The organism is Mesorhizobium sp. IMUNJ 23033 (assembly GCF_044778005.1).
In the GTDB taxonomy this organism is placed as follows: Bacteria; Pseudomonadota; Alphaproteobacteria; order Rhizobiales; family Rhizobiaceae; genus Mesorhizobium; species Mesorhizobium amorphae_A.
Genome location: NZ_JBJACT010000022.1, coordinates 16,715 through 35,716, shown reverse-complemented (window position 1 = coordinate 35,716; position 19,002 = coordinate 16,715). Strand labels below are relative to the sequence as shown.

The following is a 19,002-nucleotide window of genomic DNA, read 5'->3' as shown; positions in this document are numbered from 1 at the left end:
TGTTGGCCCTTTTGCCAGACCGATCCACGGGCTGGTACAGCTTCAATGCACGTCGCAGCGAGGCTGTAGCTGCGCGAGACAGACGAGTAGAACGGAGAATTCTAACTGATGTACGGACAACGCGCGCGGTCCTTCGTAGCCAAATGTCCGCATCCATACTGCGGAGAACCGCACCAGTACGTTGAGATCACCTTCCCGATGATCAACGATCGCGGCGGATGGGTGATTGAGTGTAAGAAGTGCAAAAAGCATTTCACCGTCACTCTCAGGAATCCTACAGAATCGATCGCTAAAGGATTTTTGATCGCAGACTGCTGGGACGACGATGACGGTGAATACTTAGGCTCGGCGCCGTCAGCGGAAGAGATTGCCAAGTTCTCACTCGACATGAACCCAGACGTCCTGAGATTCAATTACGGACAGAGCGCTATCTATTACTGTTCTGACAATGGCGACGAGATGGAAAGTTCCGCCTTGGCGCAGCTGCGGAGTATGCTGCCTTACGTGCATGCCGAACTTGCCAAAGCTCAGAACTTTTCATTGGCTGGCAGATCACCCGATGTCACACATGTGGCAGTTCGGCTCAGGGTGCCGTGCGCGTGTGGGGCCACGCACCACGCAGTCTTTTACTGTCCCTTCCGGCTCGACTTGTTGCCACAGGCAGAGGACATGCTTCTCGCGGACGTGGAAGGGACCTCCCTTGAGGAGAATCTAACCGGGATTTTTTCTAAGTCCTTCCTCATGGACGCACTCGAGAAGTTGGTCGCCCGCTGGCGGCTCAAGTTTGATCAGGTCGTAATCGCTAGCCCGTTTATCGCCCACCAGTATATGACCAAATCGCAGAAGCTCGAGATTTGGGAGTGGTTGCTTGGTATTCTGGATCCGAGCCGCACAACCTTTATCACCCGTGCAACAAGCTACAATGATTACAAGGCCGCACTCTTAGAGACGGGCCTTGACCATAAGGTACTCGTCGATTTCGGCCTCGAAAACAGGATCGTCGCCGCTGACGCAAAGAAGCAGGATTTTCACGCAAAGGTCTATATCGGCCTCGGGGAGACGTCCGAGGTCTTAAGCGGATCTGCCAACCTTGTGCGTGGCCCGTCGTTTGAGAATGCATCGTTTTTGAGCCTCACAAAAGAGAGGATAAGAAAACGCTATCTGGATCCCCTCGGTGTCGTCCTTAAGGCACCAGCTCCACGTGCCAAATACCATCTGTTGATTGAAGAAAGGGACGGTAAGTGGCGCGCGGACTTTTTGGCCGGGGCGTCACCGATCTAGCTAGGTTGACACCCCTGCTTGAGGCCGGCGTAGCATCATCGACAGGATGAAGCGTGACTACCACTGCGAAGAGGATAGCCGCAGGTCTGTCGCAGCGTCGACCTTCAGCGGGTGCCACCAGGTTGGCCGAGGCTGAAGCTCTGGATGTGCCCGCTTGCGTTCGACCAACCTTTGCTCAATGACCTTTGAGCTTGGCGCGATCGAACATCATGTAGTGGTAGCTGCGTAACAAACCGTGTAACAAACATCCGAAAAAGGTCAATAATTTCAATATGATAGGCATGGAATCGAAAGACGCTCTCTCCGCCAGCTTTGCAGAATTGTCATAACTAGCTGAAAATAATACGCTTTCAAAAGAACACTCCAGTGGCGGTGCCCCATGGCGGTGCCCCAAAATAGTCGAACCGGCCCACCGAAGAGTTAGCTATCGTTCCGACTCAGGCAGGGGTGGGAATCATATGTCGGGGCTCTCCAAGCGCTGGGCAGGCAATCTATTCGGTACGAACACGGGAAACCTCTACTGCGAGATTTCCGGCCCCGAAAAGGCCTTTCAGATTCGGCTTCGCGTTATGGACCCTGTATTCGGCCTGACAGTTTATGACGGCGAGGGCAGCTTCGACGGGACGGCCCTCCATTTTACCGGAAAAGTTGTCCAATCGGAGCCCGGTGTTGCGACATCGCCAATTCGGGGCGCGGGTCAGCTTAGCTCAAAGGGTTCAATCACCGGCGACTGGCAATCCGAACTCGGGCATGCCGGTACGTTTATCCTTCACCCTCACGACGCTGCCGGCATTGCCGAAGCCGCTGAAGATATGCGCGGCACAGTTCACACCGAAACCAGGAAGCTCGGTGCGATCCGCCTGTATCGCTCTGATTTCAATGAGATTGTTTCTGCAATCCGCAAGGACTTCAAGGTCGGCCAGCTGTTTGTCACGTTTAGCGACCGGAAGACCCGCCAGACAATGGCTCTCGACCAGTTCATTGATGCGAGTAAGAACCTTTCGACTATCCGCTATTTGCGACTGAACGTTCAGGAAAGGGAAACGGAATTTATCAACCGGGTCGTGGTCGTGGAATTGGATGCAGACGGCGAAAACGCGATCTTGGTACAAGGGGGCCAAGAGTCCTGGGCCCGTGGTGAGGCCGACTTCCTGAAATCGGTGGTTGACCGTGGTATGACCCGGACGATCACTTCTATCAAAAGGTTTGGACTTAACGTCAACGGCGTGATGTTTGTGGTCGGCATAGCCGCATTGCCGGATTTGACATTCACAAAGCGGCTGCTGTTTCTGGCTGTTTTGTTCGCCCTGATTGGCGCCATTTTCACCCTGCACAAGGCCCTGATTAGCAATGCTGCGGTCTTCATGAACGAAGAACGACCACGAACTCTCCGAGCTTACTCAGAGCAAGCTATCTCAGTAGTAATTGCAACGGTAGCCGGCACGATTGCTGCGGCAGCCTATGGTGCACTCAGCGGCAATCTGGTTGCTGCACTCAAGGCATCGGCGGCGTCCTGTGGGCACGCCCTAGCGGCTAATTGCCCCCTTCAATCGAACGAGGAAACCGCGTCGTATTCGGAGATGGCCCTGGGTCGTTTCTCGCTTTTGGCCTGCCCGTTGATACGCTCTGTCTCGCCGGGTGCTTTGGTGGCGGATTGCCCCCGCTCAACGAACGCGCCGGCAGACCACTTTCGCTGCAACGGGGATGTCGATCCCACAATATGCGGGCGCAGCAGTTTCCATAGTGGATTTGGCATACCGCCCCGAACTCAACGGGACCATCACCCCATCGTGCATCGGTAGGGCCGCAATCCCCATCCTCGACAGCCGCAGCAACACGGCAACCAAGATGCAGCTCTCGGTGAACATCAAGTCCATCGCGATGTCTTTGCCAAAGAGCGGCACAAGGGCCGGGTGCTTAGAGCCAATTGCCTCAGCCAGCCTCCTCCCCGTCCAGCCCGCAGGCAGCAACTCCTTTACGCCACTCGGCAGGCGGGTCATCTCGTTCGAAGACGACAGCATGGCCGCAAAGCCCGCCTTCACGCCGGCACGGTGCCCCTCCAGGCCTGGGATGGCGTAAAGGTCACCCTCAGGCGGCTCAGCCCCTACCCGCGCATAGGCGAGCCTTGGGAACATGCTGGCAAAATCGAGGTCGGCAATCGGCTCCCCGTTGATGCGAAGGTCAGCCCGCAAGGCCTTCGGCATAGATTCCCAGAAGCCCCCGTAGAGCCTGCCATGAAGGTTGAAGGCGTGCGGATCGGTAACGTTGCGAAGGGTGAAGTGGCGAGCCAGCCTGATGCCTGCTTGGCGGTAGCCTTGAAGCTCTATCCGCTGGCTGGTGAGGAAGGCGTTGATCTCCTCCATCTCCCTCCTCAGTTGGTGGGTCTCTTCGGTGTCCTTGTAGTCCACCAGCTCGAAGGGGAGCTTCTTGCCTATGGCATCACGGCCCATCCTCGCGGCGAGCCATATGGTCTCCTCTCCTTGTGCTCTCCCCACCTCCTCAGCCCTAGCCCCAAGCAGAGCCTCAAGCAGCTCTCCGGTGGCCTCTATCCCTGTCCTGCGCTTCTTGATGTGGGCTGGGTGCTTGACCACTAGGCCCAGGGCAGCCATTGCGTCGATGACATGGGGGAGGTGCCCAAAGCCCCTGCGATCATAGCGGGACAATGAGGTGTGGCGTAGGGGGATGGCGAGCCGCCTGTGCTCAGGGTGAGCTTGATGCATAACTGCAAGGTTGGCCACCAGGCAGGATACGATGTTGCTGACCCTCTCCACCTGCTCCTGCTTGGGCTGCCTGGTGCGGGCTTGATGTCCCCTTGTGGGGGCTTGAAGCACTTGCTTGGCGATGGGCTCGGAGAGGGCCTTTAGGTGTGGTCCCTCGCAGGTGGCCCAAGGGTCGAACCAATGGTCGGTGGGGGAGGAAAGATCATCCATCAATGGCAGTCACACAGCGGGGGAACTTAAAGCGTTGGCCATGAGCTGGCAGCGATTGGGTGGGGGCCGGAAAAGGCAAGGCCCCGAGGACCACCACCACGGCGCACCACAAGGGGAATGGGGGGACTTAAGCTTGTCGTGGTCCTCCAGGCGGTTTCAACATGTGAGCACCCGGATGCCGCAACCACGTCACTCGATCGTTTGCCTTTGCGCACCATCCGCTAGGCCCGGCACTTTTCCCAACTGGGTCGCCATCCGGGTAGATGCGACGGGTGCGGGCCAAAACGTTTCGTCTTGATGGCGATGATTTCTGGGACTGCCTCGCGAGCCAGTGGCTCTCCTGCCTTCTCCAGCTTCTCTCCGATCTTTCGCAGCACGATTCCCGAAGATCTTGGGTAAGCGTGAAGCTCCGTGTGAACGTCCGGCCCCAGCGGGTTGAACATCTCCCAGCTTCTGTGCGTCCCGCTCGCGAGCCGGTGGACCGCCTTGGCAGCCTGCACGATCTTGAATTCCTGGGTGCGATGGGACCCAAGGTCGTCTTCGATCAATGCGCCTACGCCCAAATAGATGGCCAGCAAGCGGCGGGGCTCAATGCCAGCCTCTCGCAGTCGGGCGAATGCAACACGCGCTCTGTAGCTTGCTGGTTGCCCACGCAAGTTCATTGCAGGGTCAACACGCCCCGCGCCTGCAAGGATGTGGGCTAAGTCCTCCATGGCAGCGGCAACCGCACCGTGTGGCGGAAACTCTGCAAGCCACTCGGACGCGGCAATGACGTAAGGCCTAAGCTCGGCCGCTCGATAGGTTGCGCACCAGTGGGAGCCGTGACGAGCCTTGTGCTGCAAGTGGTATCGGCAATGGAAACGAGCACGCCCGGCCCCAGTCGCCAGCGCTGTTGGTCGCTGACATCCTGGAACCGAACAATGCGCGATGCTTCCGTCAAACGGGTTGCTCGCGATACTCAAGGCTATTCGGCCGCCTCGGACAAATCGAGGGTTCCACGGTCTAAAGCATCGAGAAGCTCGGCCAGATTGGCGAGGTAGGCTTCGAGTTCGCGTGGCGCTAGGTGTGCCTGCGCGAGAGCCTTGACGTGAGAAAATACTTCCTCGCGGGCGGCTCTTTTTGCGTGGCCGTCAGGCACGAAATAGCTGTTGGCGGCGCTGTAGTCGCTCTCGATTTCCAACGCCTTCACTGCGGTGCCTTCGTCTGCCCCCGTGAGGTATCGCCGTACGGTCGGGTTGCGGTCGGCGGCTTCCCTCAGGGAAAGCTTTGCATACGCGCGGCTGTTAGGACCGGACCCGTTTGCATTGGTCACTACGCCATGCCCAAAGCGCGTCGTCTCGGCCAAGATTGCCATTTCGAGCGGCGGCAAGATCATGGGAAGCGGGTGCTTGATGCCCACAACTACGTGGACCCGGTCGTCCAGGAAGTACGGCGTGCCAGCCCACTCGGGGAGGAGCCTTAGGGCTTCTTTCCAATCCACCCTGAGACGCTCGATTGTTATCAGCGGGGTGTCTCGAAAGGGAGGCCGATCATTTTGTTTCTTCATGTTTGCATTGCCTATTTTTGTTGAGACTCCTCCCTCCGCCGATATGTCACGAGAATCGTCGGAATGTCAAGATTAAATTCCGTAATTTTCGGAAATTCTATAGAAGACAACCTCGTATATAGGCATCGACTCTCCGGACAACTGGTACTCATAGGGGGATAGACAGGTATAGCCCAAGGGCGTTCGGGCCGGCATGCTCACCCATGTGACCAGTAGTAGGCAGTAGTACTTGTATCACCCTAGCATGACCCCATCATAACTAGGGACATCTCCCCCCACTAGGTATAGCCTTTGGCACAGCACTACCCAGGGCATGGCACACCCACCACACCTACGGGTATGGCACCGCCCTCGCACAGGGGCACAGCACCCTCCCCAAGCCAGGACATCCCCGGCAAAGACACCCCTCAACGACAGGACCGGCCGCCCCCTTTACTAGTGGAGTTCATCCACCCCCTCGGCACCAAGGCACCACGCAGGCCACTCACCAGGCACCAAGCACCAGGCACCAGGCACCAGGCACCAGGCACCAGGCACCAGGCACCAGGCACCAGGTACCAGGTACCAAAACAGCGCCCCGAAGCGGGCAGCCACAGCATTCGTGACCGCGCAAGCACTTCGCAGCGGACCACCTTGCATTGCCTTAGCTGTCGGTTAGACTCGCCTGCGAGTGCTCACGCGGCGCTTCGGGGTGTGGAAACCCTGAGTTCAAAACATGACGCCGAAAACATCGGTGTCTGTCCCTCGTGGGGTGGCGCATTGATACCAGAACAGGTGACGTACCGGTCTGCATAGGCGCCGCATCGGGTATGCCGCAGTGCCGCCCTTGGTCTCACTAAGTTCGCTTTATTCCATGTCCGGCACGTCGCCACCCACAAAGAGTGTCGTGGGTTCCCCGTATTCGCCAAGCGAGGGGTTGGCATCACGCGACCACGCGATCACACCAGCATGCTTTCCCGCGAGGCCCTTGGCGGTCCGTATCGCCCGGTCCTCGGTCTGCTGCTCGGCTGGCCCGTAGACTGGTTGGAGGTCGCCGGTCTCATCACGGTCGAAAGCGGTGACGACGATTAGTTTCGGTGCCTTCTGCTGCGGAAGGACGTGATCTGACATGCTGTTGCCTTTCCTTGGGCCGCTGGTTAGTCGGTCCCGCCGCGCTGCCGCCGATGCCACCCCCGGCTAAACCCATAGCTCACGGCTGGAGCCCATAAGGCCACCTCCCGCTCCAACGAGGCGTTGACGGCGAGGAGTGCCTTCACGGCCTCTCGGGCATCCCCGCCGTAGGCTGCAATGACCTCATCGACTGCAAACTCCCAGTCCATCGCAGGAGGATCGACTTGCTGTTGCTCGGCTGGCATTGCTCTGTCTCACAGGTGGTTTTCGCCGTCGCCGCGATGCAAACCCCATCCGGCATCTTTGCCGCAGCCGGGATGCTCGCACCAATGATGCTGGACGCCGGGCGCTGTGACGTGTTCCGGCCCTGGAAGCCTGATTTCGTCACTAACTGTGCCGTCCATATGGTTACTCCGAACGCAGCATGCTTGCAGTGAACAAAAACGGAACAAAATTGTCAAGGATGAATTGACTGGGGAGAGGAATGAGTTCCTAAATTGGGTCATGCCTGACATTGACGGAAGACAAAAGCGGGGCGGCGCTTGGACCCTCGGCAATGCCCATGATATCGGGCAGCTCGTGCTCGTCCGCTGCGGGCTCTGTAACGTCAAGCGCTGGTATCAGCCGAGCGACCTCAGGGAAATATTCGGGGACATCGAGGTCGAATTGGTGGGGGGCAAAATGAGTTGCGAGCGGTGCGGCAAGAACGACTGCATGCATGCCGAGACGCAAAACCCAACGGCACGGGAGAGGCAGGGCATTCGGGTTCGGCGGCTGGCCGAAATAAGGACTGTGAGGCGGATCGTGTGGCGTGACGAAGCCTGAGAAGCAGCTCTTTCGAGCCGTTCACATCCTACTTCGGGTTAGTTCTTTGTGCCTGCATCGGACGCCATTGAATTAAGATTTGGTCCCCGCAGCGTTCACAATCAAAACCAACATGCTGATCTGTGCGCAGATTCTCTACCTTTTTCTTGGGCACGTCTCTTTGGTGGCCGCACTTGCGACAGACGATGGCGAAGGTTCTACGTCCAAAAGACAAGGAGCCTTCCTCATATTCGTAACTCTCATCACATTGCGGATTGATGCAGCTAACAGTCTGGCCGTCTTTAAGCAGGCTAAGTCGCCTTCTATTCTTCGCGCCGCAGGAGCAATAAAACGAGACTTCCTCACCAAAACCCGAAGACAAAAGTGTTCCCGCACTGATCCGTCTTATCTCGTCAAGGGTTTCAGAAACCTTTGCTCTAATCTTTTCTGGATCACCATACCGATCAACCGGAGTATCTTTGCTTTCAGGAACGCTTATATGCAGCGCGAGATTTGCCAATGCGTTCCACAGTTTTCCTAGCAAACTAGGATTAAAGCCCACATGCGTCCCAATCGGAACGAACTCCATCGCCTCATATTCCTCAACCGTTGGAGGAGATGATCCTTCTGGGCTCGGCTCTGTCGAAACAGAAAGAGTGAATGTCGATGCAGCTTTTGAGTCAACTTCTTGGATTAAGATGTTCACGATATCTCGCGGCTGCCAACGTTTTAGGTCATCATGCGATATGTAGTCATGCGCAACCCTCAACCGCTCATAACAAATCCGCTCAATCGCTAGACGACACTCTAGCGCGGCGTAGGTCAGACTTGCCTCCGAGCCCTCCAGAAGCAAATTCTCTATGGCGGAAATTGAAGATTGAAGATTGATCATTTCGGAGGAGCATGAGAGCGCACAGTTGCCAGATCGGCGATCAATAACATATGAGGGCTATTAGGCCAAAGTCAGCATGACCCGCGCAGCGGCTGCCGTTGCGCTAGTGTTGGCTTCTCGGTTTCGCGACGGTCATGGTGTGGTCCTAACTAAAGCAGCGAACTTTGAGCCGGAGCCTGCTGCGGAAACTTGATCTGCGTGGCCGGCTTCTCGACAATCATAAGGGCATCGTCCGGTGCCGCGCGTTGTAGCCGCCTTGCCTCCGACCACGGCGCGGTAAGCCACGTCTCCGTCTCCTCTTGCGTCCTCAGGATGACCGGCATGGCCTTCTCGTGGATCGGCTTGATGAGGGCGTTGGGTTGGGTCGTCATGAAGCCGTAAAGCTCAAAGTCGCCGGGGCCGTCCTTGACCCTACGGACACCCTGCCACCGGGTCCACAAGCCGGCGAAGAAGAACAGCGGGCGCTCATCAATCAAGGCAAACCAATAGTTCCGCTGTATGCCCGTCTCGGGGTCCTTGTCGCCCGGCGTGGGGCTAGGTTCGGCGAAGCTCGTCACCGGCACCACACAGCGATGCTCGATGCCGACGTATCGCTGCCAATGGCCATACTGCGGATTGCGGATGTTGGTCGTGCCATAGTCCGCCTTGCCCTTTACCCGCTCGGCCGGCGTCGGCATTCCCCAAAGCAGCTTGGCAACCTCGCGCTGGCCATCGGGGGCGTTGCGGACCACAGGGCCGGGCATATTGGGATAGATGTCTAGGGAGGGCTCTAGGTTGCCCATGATGTCCTGCATGGCGCGGGTCCACTCGCGGATGGCATCTTGGCTGGTGGTGATGTTGTAGAGATTGCACATGAACCCGAATGTGCCCTAAGTGCCCTCGCCGTGCTAGGCAATTGCCTTGCAACCCATTGGGGCACCGAATCGGGCCAAGATGGAACAGTCTTTAGGGTAGGACCAAAATGCTCAAATCCATTTTGATGGCGGCAGCGCTGGCAGCTCTTCCGTCGCTTGCATATGCTATGGATGGCGGGAAACTCGAAGACCTTTTGGAAAACATTTGCATTGGCGGCCGCCTGGACGAGAGCCTGCTCGGCCCAATGGTTAAGCAGACGGCGCAGTTCTATAAAATGGAGGTGACAGAGCTTGCTCTTGATGACTTGCGACTAGCAATGCCAGAGGCAACTTCAGGGTGGGGTCTAAATGACGGGGATGAGGCATTCATCGTCAGCTTCGCGCGTAAACCGGCGAACCCTGGGACGAGCCAAAGCTGCACCATCACTACTGAAAACTCCAACGCGTCCGGGATTAAGACATTCATCGAGCAGAAATTTAGAAGCCGAAAGATGGCTGAAGAGATACAGGGTTCATCGTTGGTGATCGCGTATCAATTGGATTTAATAGGCTCCCCAAAGCCACTTTTTCTTAGCATCCAAATCTCCAAATCGGCAGACCCTCGACTGCAATTCACGTCCGTCTCAGTCTACGATGTCCCAAACCCTTAACGCTCGCCCTCAGCCGGTTTTCGCCACCGAAAGCAAGGCAACAAATATCTAGTTCCCAACCCCATGCTCGGCCAGAATTCGAAAGACCGAAGCACGGCTAATACCTAGGGCTGCCACAATGTCACCTGCGGACTTGCCTTCCGACTTAAGGCGCAACACCTCGCCGGCTTGACGCCGGGCGGTAGGCTGGCGACCAACGTACTTCCCTTCTGCCTTTGCCTTGGCGATTCCTTCCCGCTGCCGCTCTAGCATCAACTCTCGCTCAAATTCCGCGATGGAGCCCAGCAGGTTCAGCATCAGCTTTCCGGTGGGAGTGGTGGTGTCGAGGTTCATGGCGAGGATGCGAAGGCCCACACCTTTCGCTCGCAGCGTTTGGGTGATTACCACGAGGTCAGCCACAGAGCGGGCTAGTCGGTCCAGCTTGGTGACGAGGATCGTATCGCCTTCTCTTACCCAATCGAGCGTGGCTTGGAGTTGGGGCCGCGTGTCAGCCACGGAGGAAAGCTCCTCGCGGAAGACTTTTGAGCATCCTGCTGCGGCGAGGTCGCGAAGCTGAGCTTCAAGGCCGGCCTTTTGATCGGTGGTGGAAGTGCGGGCGTAGCCTACGAGGGTGGCAGTGGACATTGCGCAAGTCTCCATTTGGATAGCCATGTGAGACCATTATGCGAGACTTTGCCGAAAACTGTCAAGAGACTACTTATGTGAGACTCGAAGCAGCCCCTTCTGGGAGACTCACACGGGCTTGCCCTAGTGAGACGGCTTGTCCCACGCTCACGGCCCTCTCCGCGCTCCCCCTAAACACCAGCAGAACCCGTGCGGGACGATCGCCAGAGCGCGTTCGCAATAAGAGCCGCAAAGTTGACCGTGCTCTATGGATTTGAGAACCCACCCCGGCCTAAGATGGCGGCCACATCAGGAAGGGACGAAACGTGCGCCGCCAGCTTATTTTAATTGTTTGCCTACTATGCGCATCGCCAGCGTACGCCCAAGCCATAGACTCCAGCTCAGTGTGGAGAGACGCACTCGCACTTTCTGTGTTACTGGGCCTAGTGGTCTTGGCTGCCGTGCTTATTAGGAGAGCACTGCGCCCGGGTGCCTTGGATACCCTGGCAGTCGCCATCGTGGCCCGACTGATAAAGGTAAAGCGCCGAATAGGTCGGTCTTGGACGGAGATTGCGCGTCAAGCTCGTGACCGAGCAGACCAGTAGGGCGCAAGACTATGACCAGACTACTTGGTGGCGCTAGGAGTTCAGGCCCTTGATCGGGCGTGGGCTGGGTGGGTGGGCAAGGACTAGCTCAGCGGCGGGCTGCCACAAAGCCGGCAAAACGTGGCGGCGGGAGGGGCACGGGGGGAAAGCTCGCCGGCGCCCTCACGAGATGGGGTCTCAAATGGGCGACCCAAATTTCAATGCCGCGCTAGTCAAAGGGAGTTATAGGATTGCGATCGCTGGGTGGCTCCCCGATCAACTCGCGATAGAGCTTTTCAAATGCCTCGCGAGACATCCCACGAGGTACCCGTAATGGCTGCTTTTCAAGGCTTCCGAACAAGTCGTTACTATCGTCTCGGATGATCTTGCGTTCTTCCTGCTCGTCTTCGGGAGCGACCATTTCGTCCAACTTTCGCAACGCATCCGTCAAACGATTGGTAAGTTGGATATTCCTCTTTCGGCTGACCCTGTCCTTGAACTCACGACGCAGCCAGTCGTTTAGAAACATGTCATTCCCGTACGAAACGCCGAAATCTCCATCTCGCGACACAATCATTACGCTGTGGTTTTCGGTGCTATTTTTCGCACAGCGAATAAGCCACTCCCAATTTATTGCATCACCAATGGACGTATCATTGTTCTTGCGAGGAGGATATCCAAGCACAAAGCGCTTTCGAGCCAGGTTCCTAATCTCAAAACGCTGAGGGTCCGGCCTGCAGAGATTGAGCGGTGATTTGTGATTGAAGATACGATTGACAAGATTGAACACCGGATCATTGTGAAGTGGGTTGGTCAAGATTTTCTCGACCTTGGTTCGAATTTTTGAGAACTGTACTTGCGCCTCACTTAGGTTTTTCCCAAGCATCTTTACAGGCTGATAGTCTGTCACAATTGGCGGAACAGAGAGTTTTGACGGCTTATTGAGTTTGCTGATGCTGTCTACGATAACTTTCTGGCGGTTCTTCAAAAACTCCATTCGAATTTGGTCGCCAGTTATTATCGAATCTCTATGTCGATCAAGAGCCCTTAACTGGCGGTCTGCGCTCTCACCGCCGATGCGATAGAAATCTAAGAAGATGTTCGTATCGATAAATATCAACCAACTTTCTTTAGCCACCAATTTTGCCATGATTCACCCCCAACCCGGCGGGGATCATAGCTCATAGTTGAGAGCTGACAAATAGATTGCTCTCCGCCAGCCATACTAGATTGGGGGACCGCGCTAGAACGATCAGATGTTAGGTCATTCCAAAAAGCTGGCGTGCCGCATTCTGTAAGATCATCGCTGGCGTGGAGTTGTTAGGGCGAAACGGAACCTCAACGTACAGCCCGCCGTCTGGTTCGCCCCGAAGCACCAACCCCATGTCGTTGTAGAAATCCAGCATCACGTCGAAAAGGTTAGCATAGATGGCAAGGCTGTCGTCCCAGCCGCTGGGATGCCTATCGAACATTACTCTAAGCTCTTGATGCATTCGCTCCCAGATAGACAGGAAGTCGGACTCCACTAATGCCTGATGCGCCTCTTCCGAAACCTGCTCTAGAGTCTTTTCAAGTCCATCTAGGTACCCAAGCACGTAAGCGGCGGCCTTCACCAGGAAATCACCATGGCGCTGGAACAAGGCCATCAACGCCTCTAGGTCGGCATTGGTGCGATAGGCCAGAACGTGCCCATTGACCGCCGGCTTGGTTCGTTGAATGGCCTCCTTCAACATATCGATCATTTCATCAATCACCTCATCGCTTGCGGTGATGGACGAAACTCGATTGGCAAAATACTCAGACCATGCGGCTTCCGCGAGCGGCCCGGTAAACATATCCGCACCAGACCACACCTTGCCCAGCATTGAGGCTGGCATGGCGTCTATCTTCTTGTTGTCGTCGTGAACGTGGCAGAGTTCGTGGTGGAGCATATGAAGGATGCGCCCAAACCAAGTCTTTTGCTCCTCATCTAGAGTCTCATAGTCTTGGCCCAGAATCGCGAACATATTGGCGTCAAAAACAGGCACAATCTCAAGCCCACCGCCTTCAAGCCGCAGAACGTGAACCTTAGCCACACCGAGAGCATATTCTTCTTGGGTGTGCCCAGAGTTGCGCCCAGCGCTACCCAAGAGTTGTTCCAAGTCGTCGCCGTAATTTGTGGAGAAGACCATGCGGCGCATTCGCCGAAGGTCGAGCGGCCTGGCCGGATCGATATCCCGCAGCTGAGGCACTAGCAGCGCGACCCGCATGGCAAGTTCATTGGCAGCACCATCTTCGAGACCGGCGACGGTGATCATTTCAAGTCTGGCGTCAGCAGGGCCAACGTCCTCTTCCATTCGCGCTCCCCGCGACTCGTTTCTACCGTCCATTATATCCTTAATGAGGTTGGTGGTCAGCGGTGGGTAGCTTCACCGCCTCCACAAGCGCCCTCTTGGCCTTCTCGGGGTCTTGCCCCGCGTACCCGTGCTGGCTTAGGTCAAGGCTCTTCGCGCGTTCGCTGTCCGTATGCCCGACCACCCACGCGATGGTCCACTCGTCAAAGCCCTCTGCACCAGCAAGCATGGCATCACGAGCCTTGCGGATGAACCAGCGGCGGAACGAGTGGAAGTCCACGTTGCTCTTGGCCTTGTCGTTCGGCCGCTCATCGACCCCCACTTTCCGGCGATACCGTGTGAATTGCTTTGCGGCCGGGTCGGAGCGGGTCTCACGTGATTGGGGGATAGGCGGCAGCTCGTCAAACAGGTAGTCGCCGTCCTTTTTGCCGGCCGTGCGGCGCTTGACGATCTCCACTAGGCCGCTGTGGATTGGCACCGCGCGGCGGGCGCTGTCGCTCTTACCCGCCCAAACCTTGAAGGTCCCTTCTCGACAATCGGACACCTGCAATTGGCAAATCTCTTCGATCCTCATTCCGCTCAGCGCCCCCACTGGCATTAGGTCATTGAGCAGCGGTCCGCCGTCACCATTGAGCAACTTGACCATCTCCGCATCTGTGAACGGGCGCTTGCCTCTATCCGTCTCCGCTCCACGTGCTTGCCTTCGCTCTGCGGGAAGCTTTTGGCCATCCCAAGGATTCTCGCCGGATGGTAGATGCCCCTTGTCGAGGAGCCATGTCCAGTATTGCCTGATGAACCCGAGATACGCCGTGGCCTTCTGTCGGCTCCTTCCTACTATCAGGGACTCAGACAGGAACTTGCCGGCGTTCACCCGTCTCACAGCCTCAAGGGCGACAGGTAGCTGACTGTCACGAAGCCAATCACCAAGCCAACTTAACACCCTTCGGAAATCCCCTTCAGATTTCATGCGGTAGCCTTGGTGCTTCAGGAACTCAGTCGCATGGTGATCCAACGGCGTGACCTGTCCGCTAGCGAGAGCAAAGAAGGCCTTCGCAGTGTCTAGGCCTTTAGTCTCCTCAAGCTCATGAGCCCGCAAATTGATCGCATACTGGGTGCCCTCATCGTCCATTGAGAGCCTATGCCGAAGGGCTTCCGCCTCCACAGGATCGTTTGTGGCCAAGACCTTCTCGGCTGCCGTTATGACACCCTTGAGGCGGGACACCACGGGCCACTTGCGGGCATCCGCATCTTTGAGATCGGCGGTGTGGAGGGGGTGCGTAAGCTTCCCTCGCCCGATCAAATCCCGAACCCGAGCGGGCACCTTGACGCGGACCCGCCACTGCTGCCCGTGCCATTCCAGATATTGCCTTTGGTTAGCCATTTCGGACCCCGGTGCCCCACGTTGGTGCCCCACAGGTGAGTCTTCAAAGCCCAGAAGTCAAGGGATGCAAGGGGTTCAGGGGCTTGGAGGAGAGTGTCCCGCTCTCTCCGCCATTCAATATTCCTAATAGTCTTTTTATTTCGATGACTTAACTGACTTCGGTCAGTGCCTGCAGGCTGAAACATTTCTCATCTGTGCAACAAACTGCCAGAAATTCGATATCGCACCATGCCGTGATGAATTCGGTCCTCAGACCAGATCGGGCACGCGTTCCACCGGCGGAGGTCCTTCGCAATCGGAATTTTGCGCCGGCCCGCGACCCCTGCAGGGCGCGCATCGGCCGCCATGTCTCAAGCCGTTACCCTTTGCGAGTTACTGTGATAACTTGGGCAGTCCGCCGCGCCATCACAATGCTGGCAAAGCAGCCTATGCCCGCCAAAGCCATGACGATGCCCATCGGCGCCGGCGTTCCGTTGGCGAAGAGCCCGACCAGTGCCGAACCGACCATGCCGCTGCCATACTGGATGGCGCCTACCACTGCTGACGCCGCGCCGGCACGTTGCTGTACGCTTGAAAGCGCCCCAGCTACCGCGTTGGCAAGGATTAGCCCGTTCATTGCCGTAAACAGAAACTGTGTAACGATGAGCCCGGCAACGCCGCCAATGCCTGTTGTCGTGACGATGGCCAGTGCAGTGCCGAAAACGGCCGCTCCCAACGCTCCAGCAAAGAGCATCCGATCGCTGCCAAGGCGAATGACGAGGCGCGCATTGACGAAGTTGGCGGCCATCAGCCCCAGTACGCCCGACGAGAATATCAGCCCGTAAAGCTCGGGGCTGAGACCATGATAGGCGATGTAGGCAAAGGCGCCGCCGGCGATGTTGGCGAACACCCCGACATAGAAGAACCCAACTGCGGCCGCATAGCTGACCAGCACTCGGTTGCGCAGGACCGAACCGTAACCTCCGACAGCCTGCCAGAACGTGTCTGGATGTCGCTTCTCGGCCGGCAGTGTTTCCGGCACCGTCAGGATGGCTACCGCGGTGGCAATGCCGATCGCGACCAGCGTCCAGAAGATGGCTTGCCATGATGCTGCGGCGAGGATCTGCGCGCCCATGCTCGGTCCCAGCAGCGGCGCGATCGCCATCACGGTCATCAGGGTGGACAGCACTTTGGCGGCGCGGTCCCGGTCGTAGAGATCGCGTACCATGGCTCGCGCCAGAGCGACGCCGGCGCTGGCGCCGAGGGCCTGCACGACGCGCCAGCCGATAAGCTGCCAGCCATCCGTCGCCAAGGCACAGCCGGCCGAGCCGATGACGAAGACGACGAGGCCGAGTGCCACCGGTCCGCGCCTGCCGAAACGGTCGCTGACCGGCCCCCAGAACAATTGCCCGAAGCCGAAACCCAGCAGGTATCCGGAGATGGCAAACTGCAGCGTGCCCTCGGTGGTGGCGAGCGCCACCTGCATGGTGGGCAGCGCAGGCAAGAACAGGTCGGTCGAGATCGACGCGAAGCCGAGCAGCACCGCAAGGATGAACAGCAGGCGGAAGCCGCCGGGCTCGGAGGTGGTGCCTACGCTCACAGGCCCGATCGCTTCATGAGGTCTTCCGGATAGCGCTCCCCTTCGACGCGGTAACCGGCCGCCCCGATCTCGATCAGGTCGGCTTGGCTGAGCTGTATGTTAAGCGCCCCGATATTCTCCTCGAAGCGCGCGAGCGTGCGGGTGCCGAACAGTGGCACGATCCACGGCTTCTGCGCCAGCAGCCAAGCGAGCGCCACCTGGGCGGGTGTGGCGCCGTGCCGCTCACCGATGCGGCGGATGAGAGCGACTAGCGCCAGGTTGGCCTCGCGGGCCTCCTCGGCGAATCGGGGAATGCGGTTGCGCAAATCGTTGCCGGCGAATTGGGTCGAGGCATCGATCGTGCCGGTAAGGAAGCCCTTGCCCAGCGGGCTGAACGGGACAAGGCCAATCCCCAAATCCTCAAGCGTAAGCAGGATCTCGACTTCGGGCTCGCGGGTCCAGAGCGAATATTCGCTCTGCAGCGCCGCTACGGGATGTACGGCATGTGCGCGGCGAATCGACTTGGCGCCGGCTTCCGAAAGGCCGAAGAAGCGCACCTTGCCCTCGGCGACGAGGTCCTTGACCGTGCCGGCGACGTCTTCCATCGGCACATCGGGATCAACCCGGTGCTGATAGTAGAGGTCGATATGGTCGGTGCGCAGTCGCTTTAGACTTCCTTCGACGGCGCGGCGAATCTGGGCTGGCTTGCTGTTGACGCCGCCGCGATGCTCGCCGGTATCCTGGTCGATGTCCCAGCCGAACTTGGTCGCGAGGGTGACCTTGTCGCGGATGTCTGCAAAGGCCTCGCCGATCATCTCCTCGTTGGTCCAGGGGCCGTAGGTTTCAGCCGTGTCGAAGAAGTCCATGCCGAGGTCGACCGCCTCGCGCAGCAGGTCTATCATTTCCGCCCGGTCCGGGATGTCGCGGGTCTTGCCGTAGCCCATGGCGCCCAGTGAGAGCGCCGAGACCTCGAGGCCCTGCCCGAGTCTGCGTTTTTTCATGCTGTCCTCCTAGATATCGCCGGGGCCGTAGAGCACTGTTCCTTGCATGGTCGAAATTCCTTTCACGCGCCGTATTGCTGGTCGCTGACCTTCTCGAGCCAGTCCACGACTTTGCCGTCCTCCGCCTCCTGCAGCGCGATGTGGGTCATGCCCACCGTCGGGGCCGCGCCGTGCCAGTGCTTTTCGCCCGGCTCGAACCAGACTACATCGCCGGGCCGGATTTCCTCGATCGGCCCACCTAAACGCTGGCAGCGGCCGACCCCGGCGAGGACGATGAGCGTCTGCCCGAGCGGATGGGTATGCCAGGCGGTGCGGGCGGCCGGCTCGAAGGTGACGGTGGCGCCCTGGACTCGTTCGGCGTTCTGCTTGGCGAGCAGCGGGTCAATGCGGACCGGCCCGGTAAACCAGTCGGTGGGGCCTTTGGCGGATGGCCGTGAGCCGGCGCGGACGATGTCCATGGCTATGTCCCTCTCGTGCAGTTTGATGAGGACAAACCTATACGCAGCGCACTCCATCGATTAGATAGTTCAATCTTGATGTAGCTGTGAGCTAAACTCATCAATGCCGAGAGACAACATCCACGAGATGGTCGCCTTCCTCGCCGTCGCCAGAGAGCGCAGCTTCACCAAGGCCGCCGGCAAGCTGGGTGTGACTGCATCCGCGCTGAGCCATTCGATCAAGGGGTTCGAGGAGCGGCTGAAGATTCGGCTGCTGTCGCGCACCACCCGTGACGTATCGCCGACCGAGGCTGGTGAGCGCCTAGTGCGCTCTGTGGGGCCGCTGCTGGAAGCAATGGAGGCGGGGATCGCCGGCCTCAGCGATCTCGCCGAACGCCCGGCGGGGACCATTCGCATCGCCTGCAGCGACTATGTGATCAGTTCGATCTTCCGGCCGGTGCTGGCCACGTTCCTGCGCGAATACCCCGACATCCAGGTGGAAATCGCCGTCGACAATGGCATGACCAACATTGTGGAGCAGCGCTTCGACGCCGGAGTGCGGCTCGGCGAAGCGTTGAGCAAGGACATGATTGCTGTGCGCATCGGGCCCGACTGGCGCTTCAGCGTGGTTGGTTCGCCTGCCTATTTCGAACGCCGGTCGCCGCCAGAGACGCCGCAGGACCTCACCAACCATTCTTGCATCAACATGCGCCTGCCAACTGCAGGCGGCATCTATGCCTGGGAGTTCGAGAAGGACGGGCGCAAGCTCAATGCGCGGGTCGAAGGCCAGCTGACTTTCAACAGCGTGCTGCCGATCATCGAGGCGGTGCTGGACGGCCACGGCCTGGCCTACGTCCCCGAGGACCTGGCTCGGCCCTACATCGCCGACGGACGCATGCGGGAGGTACTCGCGGATTGGTGCCCGCTTTGCCAGGGTTACCACCTCTACTACCCGAACCGGCGGCAGTCCTCGCCAGCCTTCAATCTGTTCGTGGAGGCGCTTCGGCGCAGTGCTTGAGGCGCGCTACTCAGGCGTCG

18 protein-coding genes are annotated in these 19,002 nt (G+C 58.3%); 6 read left to right on the top strand and 12 right to left on the bottom strand.

Annotated features, from left to right (window positions below):
- Positions 1–108: 108 nt before the first annotated feature.
- Together ACFX5Q_RS22260 and ACFX5Q_RS22255 are read left to right on the top strand one after the other, a co-directional pair.
- Positions 109–1,281, top strand: a complete 1,173-nt coding sequence (locus ACFX5Q_RS22260) for a hypothetical protein (RefSeq protein WP_404281420.1) — start codon at positions 109–111, stop codon at positions 1,279–1,281.
- A gap of 458 nt (positions 1,282–1,739) precedes the next feature.
- Complete coding sequence (locus ACFX5Q_RS22255; protein ID WP_404281418.1) at positions 1,740–3,083, top strand: hypothetical protein; 1,344 nt, start codon at positions 1,740–1,742, stop codon at positions 3,081–3,083.
- A 1,349-nt stretch (positions 3,084–4,432) separates the two neighbouring features.
- On the opposite strand, the gene ACFX5Q_RS22250 is transcribed toward ACFX5Q_RS22255, so the two are convergent.
- The 3 genes from ACFX5Q_RS22250 to ACFX5Q_RS22240 form a co-directional block, all read right to left on the bottom strand.
- Positions 4,433–4,789: a hypothetical protein gene (locus ACFX5Q_RS22250; RefSeq protein WP_404281416.1), complete on the bottom strand. Its 357-nt coding sequence runs from the start codon at positions 4,787–4,789 to the stop codon at positions 4,433–4,435.
- A 386-nt stretch (positions 4,790–5,175) separates the two neighbouring features.
- Positions 5,176–5,757: a hypothetical protein gene (locus ACFX5Q_RS22245; protein ID WP_404281415.1), complete on the bottom strand. Its 582-nt coding sequence runs from the start codon at positions 5,755–5,757 to the stop codon at positions 5,176–5,178.
- Between the two features lie 846 nt (positions 5,758–6,603).
- Positions 6,604–6,867: a hypothetical protein gene (locus tag ACFX5Q_RS22240; RefSeq protein ID WP_404281413.1), complete on the bottom strand. Its 264-nt coding sequence runs from the start codon at positions 6,865–6,867 to the stop codon at positions 6,604–6,606.
- A gap of 224 nt (positions 6,868–7,091) precedes the next feature.
- Here ACFX5Q_RS22240 and ACFX5Q_RS22235 point away from each other — a divergent pair, with 224 nt between their 5' ends.
- Together ACFX5Q_RS22235 and ACFX5Q_RS22230 are read left to right on the top strand one after the other, a co-directional pair.
- Positions 7,092–7,304, top strand: coding sequence for a hypothetical protein (locus tag ACFX5Q_RS22235; RefSeq protein ID WP_404281411.1), 213 nt, complete (start codon positions 7,092–7,094; stop codon positions 7,302–7,304).
- A 67-nt stretch (positions 7,305–7,371) separates the two neighbouring features.
- The gene (locus ACFX5Q_RS22230; RefSeq protein ID WP_404281410.1) at positions 7,372–7,692 is read left to right on the top strand and encodes a hypothetical protein; all 321 of its coding nucleotides are present in this window, start codon (positions 7,372–7,374) and stop codon (positions 7,690–7,692) included.
- Positions 7,693–7,720: 28 nt separating this feature from the next.
- Here ACFX5Q_RS22230 and ACFX5Q_RS22225 read toward each other — a convergent pair whose 3' ends face one another.
- The gene (locus ACFX5Q_RS22225) at positions 7,721–8,563 is read right to left on the bottom strand and encodes a hypothetical protein (protein WP_404281408.1); all 843 of its coding nucleotides are present in this window, start codon (positions 8,561–8,563) and stop codon (positions 7,721–7,723) included.
- Positions 8,564–8,712: 149 nt separating this feature from the next.
- Positions 8,713–9,417, bottom strand: coding sequence for an SOS response-associated peptidase (locus tag ACFX5Q_RS22220; protein ID WP_404281407.1), 705 nt, complete (start codon positions 9,415–9,417; stop codon positions 8,713–8,715).
- Positions 9,418–9,524: 107 nt separating this feature from the next.
- Here ACFX5Q_RS22220 and ACFX5Q_RS22215 point away from each other — a divergent pair, with 107 nt between their 5' ends.
- Positions 9,525–10,067, top strand: coding sequence for a hypothetical protein (locus tag ACFX5Q_RS22215; RefSeq protein ID WP_404281406.1), 543 nt, complete (start codon positions 9,525–9,527; stop codon positions 10,065–10,067).
- Between the two features lie 48 nt (positions 10,068–10,115).
- Here the strand turns inward: ACFX5Q_RS22215 and ACFX5Q_RS22210 are convergent, their stop codons facing one another.
- From ACFX5Q_RS22210 to ACFX5Q_RS22180, 7 genes are all read right to left on the bottom strand, one after another.
- A complete protein-coding gene (locus ACFX5Q_RS22210) occupies positions 10,116–10,718 on the bottom strand; it encodes a recombinase family protein (RefSeq protein WP_404281405.1) in 603 nt (200 codons plus the stop codon).
- A 765-nt stretch (positions 10,719–11,483) separates the two neighbouring features.
- Complete coding sequence (locus ACFX5Q_RS22205; RefSeq protein WP_404281404.1) at positions 11,484–12,404, bottom strand: PIN domain-containing protein; 921 nt, start codon at positions 12,402–12,404, stop codon at positions 11,484–11,486.
- A gap of 109 nt (positions 12,405–12,513) precedes the next feature.
- Positions 12,514–13,590, bottom strand: a complete 1,077-nt coding sequence (locus tag ACFX5Q_RS22200; protein ID WP_404281403.1) for a hypothetical protein — start codon at positions 13,588–13,590, stop codon at positions 12,514–12,516.
- A 40-nt stretch (positions 13,591–13,630) separates the two neighbouring features.
- Positions 13,631–14,968 carry a DUF6538 domain-containing protein gene (locus tag ACFX5Q_RS22195; protein ID WP_404281402.1) on the bottom strand — a complete coding sequence of 446 codons (1,338 nt, stop codon included), beginning with the start codon at positions 14,966–14,968 and terminating at the stop codon, positions 13,631–13,633.
- Positions 14,969–15,326: 358 nt separating this feature from the next.
- Positions 15,327–16,547, bottom strand: coding sequence for a multidrug effflux MFS transporter (locus ACFX5Q_RS22190; protein WP_404281401.1), 1,221 nt, complete (start codon positions 16,545–16,547; stop codon positions 15,327–15,329).
- On the bottom strand, positions 16,544–17,527 hold the full coding sequence (locus ACFX5Q_RS22185; protein WP_404281400.1) for an aldo/keto reductase: 984 nt from the start codon (positions 17,525–17,527) through the stop codon (positions 16,544–16,546). Before ACFX5Q_RS22185 ends, ACFX5Q_RS22190 begins: the two co-directional genes overlap by 4 nt.
- A 62-nt stretch (positions 17,528–17,589) precedes the next feature.
- Positions 17,590–17,985: a cupin domain-containing protein gene (locus tag ACFX5Q_RS22180; RefSeq protein WP_404281399.1), complete on the bottom strand. Its 396-nt coding sequence runs from the start codon at positions 17,983–17,985 to the stop codon at positions 17,590–17,592.
- 103 nt (positions 17,986–18,088) lie between these two features.
- Between ACFX5Q_RS22180 and ACFX5Q_RS22175 the strand changes: the two genes are divergently transcribed.
- On the top strand, positions 18,089–18,982 hold the full coding sequence (locus ACFX5Q_RS22175) for a LysR family transcriptional regulator (protein WP_404281398.1): 894 nt from the start codon (positions 18,089–18,091) through the stop codon (positions 18,980–18,982).
- Positions 18,983–19,002 lie beyond the last annotated feature (20 nt).